The sequence below is a fragment of the Paenibacillus tritici genome, from assembly GCF_013204885.1.
GTDB lineage: Bacteria > Bacillota > Bacilli > Paenibacillales > Paenibacillaceae > Paenibacillus_AQ > Paenibacillus_AQ tritici.
Map to the genome: position 1 here is coordinate 26,289 of NZ_JABMKX010000033.1, position 6,002 is coordinate 32,290.

Sequence of the window (6,002 nt, forward strand, 5' to 3'; positions counted from 1 at the left end):
AGATGCCCCTCCCAAACTTTGTTATAAAACGCTTTCATGCTTACAGTTAAATTGTAAATTAGCCTGGAAGGGAGCGAAATCCCAAATTCTTTGGATACGCGTCAATTAATTTGGAAGCTATATAAGACGCACTTAAGATTTAAACTTGAAGCTTCATCGTCACTGCGGTGAACATTTGGACTTCCGGCCGCTGCCCATCCCCCGGGTGCCGTTATTCGTCCAGCATTTCACGATATTTCTGCGGACTGATGCCGTAATATTTTTTAAAGGTCTGGCAGAAGTAGGAGGAGCTCCAGTAGCCGGCATGTTCGGCGATATCGACGATTTTCATATTGGTGCTGTCCAGTAAATGCCGTGCCCGTTCCAGACGCTGCTGAGTGATGAATTTGATCAGGCTCTGCCCGGTTTCTTTCTTGAACAAATGGCTCAGGTAGCTGGGATTAAGCGATACGCGCCCGGCGATGACCTCCAGACTGATATCCTCCCTGAAATCCTTCTCCACAATCCGGATGACCTGCTGGACAATATGGCGTTTGCTCTCATCGGGAGGGCCGCTGTCCGGTTCTATTTCCGATAGCGCCTGAAGCAGCACTTGCTTCACCTCTGTAATCGAATCGCTTTTGAAGATGCGCTCTACCGTTTGCTGGAAATCCGCCTTCTGCCTGCGGGCCGACTGTTCAAACGCATTCCGCACCAGGTCCGAACACAGATACTTGACATATATCGCAGAAGAACCGCCGTTCCGGCTCAAATGGCTGAACAGAAGCTCAATGCTTTTGGCAGCGCCTGCATATTCCCCATGGGTAATGAATTGGTTGATATCCGCCATCAGCGTCTCTGTGCTGACAAACTCAGGGACACTGCCAGCAAGGTCATCACCGGCAAACAGCACCACCGTATCCTCAAAAAAGAATTTGTAGTCCAGCGTCTGCTCCATCTGCTCATAACACGCCGAAACCTCCTGCCAATCGGAGATCACGCTGCTGTATACGATGCAGCAATGCCGGTAAAAGCGTTCCGCGATCCGCTCCGCCAGCGCTTCACTCATGTCCCTGATCCTCTTTTGTCCGCCGCTGCCCGGACAAGGGAATATAAGGACACTTTGATATTCATTCAGGTTCAGCAGCTCATATTCACCGGCTGTGAGCTGCTCCGCCGCCTGCTCAAAGGCCTCGTAGCTGCGGTCAAAGAAACGCTCCTTGAAATCAATCAGCAGCAGAGCGGCCGGCTGCCCTCCGAACGGCAGTGCGGCATCATCTGCGGTCACCTGTACCCCGTTCAGCACATCGGTCAGCCACTTCTCCCTCTCGTACTCCAGACCTTTTTGATACCCCTGCATAAGCTCGGCAGTGCGGCGCTGCTGGGTGGCCTTATCCGCGCATTTCTGTATCACGCCCGACATCACCCCGGCGAACTCCTCAATATCAATCGGCTTCAGCAGATAACTGGAAGCATTGGTATAGAGCGCCCGGCGGGCATAGTCGAATTCCCCGTAGGCACTGTAGATAATAATTTCCAGAGAGGGCTGCGCCAGGCTGGCCTGCTCCGCCAGCTCCAGACCGCCCATGAAGGGCATTTTGATATCTGTGAGCAGGATGTCCACCGGGTTCAGACGAAGATACTCCAGCGCCTTCTCCCCGTTCTCCGCTTCGGTAACCCGCAGCTCGTAGTTCATGTCAGCGATCAGCCCCCGGATGCCGTCCCGTTCAATTTTCTCATCATCCACGATCAATATGGTAAACATAGAGTTCCCTCCTGATGTCTGATAGAATTATAAGTAAACGTTATCATTTCATGAAGCCTACACCATGAGGAGGTCCCGCCATGCGCCTGGCGTACCGCAAAGCCAATGCACTTTTGAATCAGCATATCTCAAATATCAGTGACGGACAAACCTCATTTCATATTCATTACTGGGGCTTCATGCCGAATCATTATAATAATTCCCTGCACCGCCATTCTTTTTTTGAAGTCTGTTATGTTCAGCAAGGCACCGGCTCCTACCAGGATGACGATGCGCTCTTCCCCCTGGAGCCGGGAACCCTGTTCTGCTCGCGTCCGGGCATCTGGCACCAGATCCGCAGTGAGCAGGGGCTGGTCCTGTTCTTCATTGCCTTTGAAATCGACGAGGCCCTAAGCTCTGCGGACGGTCGCAAGCCGTTTCAGGAACTCGCCGCCGGAGGGCAGCCCATAGCCCCGCAAGAAGCTGCCGCACTCTCTGCCCGAATCTGGCGGACCCTCTTCAGCCTGGCCGAGAGCGAAGCGGCGGTGTCTCGGCTGCCGATGAACCATCTGGCGCTTGCTCTGCTGCATTCCTTCCCGCAGGCATTCTCCCCCGAACCCCATCTGCAGGCCGGGGCGATGAAGGAGGACAGCGGGGAGCACCGCCATTTGGAACGGGCCAGGCGCTATATCCGCGACAATCTGTCCTCCCCGCTGCATATGGCCCAGGTAGCCCTGGAACTGGATATCTCTCCACGCCATCTGTCGAGGATCTTCCAGGCATGCCTGGGCCAGACTTTCGTCCATTATATTCAGGAACGAAGAATCCAACAAGCCAAGGATTGGCTGCTGCACACCGACTTGCCCATCAAAGACATCGCCGAGCGCTGCGGCTTCGAGTCTGTGCACTATTTCACCCGCGTATTCACCAAGCAGCTTGGTGTCTCCCCCGCCCGGTTCCGCAGATCGCAATTTGCAGACGGAAGACAGAACCAGAGCTAATCATCAGCAAATGTCCGGATTGTACAAAAAATCAGACGCCGTATTCAAAGATAATCCCGCAAGGACTCCTTACAATGGTTGTAAACCCTTAGAAGGAGTGAGTTCCCCATGTTTGTTAAACGACCAGTCAACCTTGTACGCAGCTCCATTCCTGTTCCTCAGGATGACATACCCTCGGCTGCTCCTCCCGCAGTGCTCCGGGAGGGCTATTCAGCGATTGCTGCTACCCTGCTTCAGCTCGCCAGCGGGAAGGGAAGCTGCAAGCTGTATGTAGCTTTGGACGGAACCCACGGTGCCCCGTTTCAAGCTGTTCTGCAAAAAACAGTGGAGGCGCTTGAGCAAGCGGGTCATTCCGTGTCCCTCATCGGCTCGGGCAGCTATCTCAAGTCAGGCGAAGAGCTGCGGGAGTTTTTCGCCGCCAATATTACGGATAACCGCGCCTTCGGCTATTTCACTGACGGCAGTATAGAGGATTATTTCCGGGACGGGGCCAGGGAAGAAGCCTCCCGCAGGCTGAGTGAGACGGAGCCGGGTACGGATTCGGCTGCATTCTGTCTGGTTTTTGGCCCGGGGGCTTACTGGCTTGGAGAGGGGCGGTTCGATCTGTCCTTATATCTGGATGTCTCGCGTGAATACCAGCAGGCCGGCCACCGGCAGGAGTTGCTGAGTTTCGGCCTCAACTGGAACCGGGATGCCGTGGAGAAATATAAAATCGCCCTGTTCGTGGAATGGCCTATTCTCGAAACCTACCGCAAACAAATCCTGGATCAAATGGACTACTACCTCGACCTGAATCAGCCGAAGCAGCCGGTCATGACTGCCGTGCCGTCCCTGCGCCGGATGATCTCGGATATTGCCGGGTCGCCGCTGCGGGTGAAGCCTTTTTATGCACCGGGGGTGTGGGGCGGGCAATTCCTCAAACAGCTGGCTGATCTGCCGGAGGATTGGGTGAACTGCGCCTGGAGCTTCGAGCCGATTGCCCCCGAGAATTCCATCGTTGTAGGGTATGAAGGCAAAGAGATGGAAATTCCGTTTCTGCTGGTCATGCAGCAGGAGCATCCGGCGATTCTGGGGGAACGTCTGACCGGCTTATTCGGAGATTATTTCCCGATCCGCTTCAACTATCTGGACACGATGGACGGAGACAATCTCTCCTGCCAGGTCCACCCTACCCAGGACTATATCCGCAGCCAGTTCAATGAATTCATGGCCCAGCAGGAATCCTATTACATCATGGAGCAGCAAGGGGATTCCGGGGTCTATCTGGGACTGACTGAAGACTGCACACCTGAGCAGTTCCGCCATGAGGTGCAGAAGGCCCAGGAGACGGGCATTCCGCTGCCGCTGACCGATTATGTTAACCGTTATGAGTCCCGGAAGGGCGAGCTGTTCCTGATCCCGCCCGGAACCGTCCATTCCGCAGGCAAAGACAATCTGGTGCTGGAGATCTCCTCTACCACCTGGTGGTTCACCTTCAAAATCTATGATTTTCTGCGCAAGGATCTGGACGGCAAACCCCGGCCGATCAACATCGACTTCGCCTTCGACAATATTGACTTCACGCAGAAGACTACCCGGGTTGAAGAGCAGCTCATGCCTTCGCCGGTGCTTCTGCAGCAGCAAGGGGAGAATGAAGAGTATGTGCTGGGACAGCGCAGCGATCTGCTGTTCTATGTCCACCGTGTTCACTTGAAGGATACCTGGAAAGACGATACACGCGGCGAAATGACCATGTATAATCTCGTTGAAGGAGAGGCCGTGCGGATTGTGTCTGCTGCGGACGAGGCGGTGTTTGTGGAGCTGCATTATGCGGAATCGTATATTCTCCCGGCTGTACTAGGGGAATACACCATCGTCAATACCGGTTCCGGCCCCTGCAAGCTGATCAAGGCCGGTGTCTCCGCAGCATGGGATGTGAGTCTCCTTGAGCCGTGATATCGTACTCGCGCTGGATGTGGGCGGAACCTTTATTAAGACCTGCGTGCTGGAGGACGGCCTTCCGCTGCAAGGCAGTGACATGGAATTCCCCGCCCTGGCTGACCGGGACCGGGAGACGATCCTTGACCATTTCCTATCTATCTTTCAGGCCCAGTACGACCTGTATCAGCATAGGTACCGGGACGCTGTAACGGACTGCCGCTATCATATCGGGATGGCTTTTCCCGGCCCGTTCGATTACAGGCAGGGGATCTGTCTGATCCGGGGGCTGGGCAAATTCGAGGCGATCTACGGGCTGAATCTGGGCCAAGCCTTACGCGCACGCTGGCCTGCTGGCAGCTCCGGGGAGTCCGGCCCGCTGCCGGACATGGATATCCGCTTCGAAAATGACGCCCGCCTGTTTGCGCTGGGAGTCAGCGCGGAATTCCCGCGCGAGCGGTTCATGGCCTTGACGCTCGGAACCGGGCTCGGCTCCGCCTTCATCGACAGCTCGCGGATCATGGAATACGGGCCGGGCATCCCGCCGAACGGCTGGCTGTATGACCAGCCTTATCTTGACGGCAGGGCGGATGATTGGTTCTCCCGCAGAGGCATCCTGAAGCTGGCCCGTGAAGCGGGGATCAGAGGGGCCGGGATCGGGGAGGCCGGGCTTCCGGGAGCAGAGTTGGATGTGAAGGAGCTTGCCATTGAAGCCAGAGAGGGGAATGCCGCCGCGCGCGGGGTATTCGCCAAATTCGGAGCCCGGCTCGGGGAGATGCTCCAGCCTTACGTGGACGGCTACCGGCCGGACTTCATCATGCTGGGCGGGCAAATCTCCCGAAGCCATGACCTGTTCGGCCCTGCCTTGCTGGACCGCTTGCAGAGGTCATGCTCCCCCGCCCTGACGGTCCGCACGGCGGAGCATGTGCTCGCCTATACCTTCCGGGGCATAGCCCGGATGTTCAGCGGGGGATAGGCGGGGGCATCGCCGGGTGCTTCACCATGCGCTTTCGCTGAGCGCTTCGCGGCGAGCTTCACCGTGCGCTTTCGCCTGGTGCTTCGCGGCGAGCTTCACCATGCGCTTTCGCTGAGCGCTTCACCATGCGCTTTCGCCGGGTGCTTCGCGGCGAGCTTCACCATGCGCTTTCGCCGGGTGTTTGGCCATGCGCTTTCGCTGAGCGTTTCGCATGTGCTTCGTCGTTGCCACCCGTGCAGCTCAGGATCACAAGTGGAAAAACGTTAAGCCTGTTGATTACCCAAAATAAGGTAGCAAAAAGGCCGCTGATTCGTTAAAGTGTTTGTACCCCTACAAACATACGAAACGAGGCGACCTCATGAAAAAGTCTACTTCAATATCAAAT

The 6,002-nt window shown here is 56.0% G+C and carries 4 protein-coding genes; 3 read left to right on the top strand and 1 reads right to left on the bottom strand.

All coding sequences use genetic code 11. The annotated features are described in order from the left end of the window. Positions 1-211: 211 nt before the first annotated feature. Positions 212-1,744 carry a response regulator transcription factor gene (locus HQN87_RS31620; RefSeq protein WP_173141270.1) on the bottom strand — a complete coding sequence of 511 codons (1,533 nt, stop codon included), beginning with the start codon at positions 1,742-1,744 and terminating at the stop codon, positions 212-214. A gap of 80 nt (positions 1,745-1,824) precedes the next feature. On the opposite strand from HQN87_RS31620, the gene HQN87_RS31625 reads away from it, so the two are divergent. The 3 genes from HQN87_RS31625 (at position 1,825) to HQN87_RS31635 (ending at position 5,617) form a co-directional block, all read left to right on the top strand. Then, positions 1,825-2,724, top strand: coding sequence for an AraC family transcriptional regulator (locus HQN87_RS31625; RefSeq protein ID WP_173141272.1), 900 nt, complete (start codon positions 1,825-1,827; stop codon positions 2,722-2,724). Between the two features lie 108 nt (positions 2,725-2,832). Continuing rightward, positions 2,833-4,659, top strand: coding sequence for a class I mannose-6-phosphate isomerase (locus tag HQN87_RS31630; RefSeq protein ID WP_173141274.1), 1,827 nt, complete (start codon positions 2,833-2,835; stop codon positions 4,657-4,659). After that, entirely contained in the window at positions 4,649-5,617 is a 969-nt protein-coding gene (locus tag HQN87_RS31635) for an ROK family protein (RefSeq protein WP_173141276.1), read from the top strand. Before HQN87_RS31630 ends, HQN87_RS31635 begins: the two co-directional genes overlap by 11 nt. The last annotated feature ends 385 nt before the right edge of the window (positions 5,618-6,002 follow it).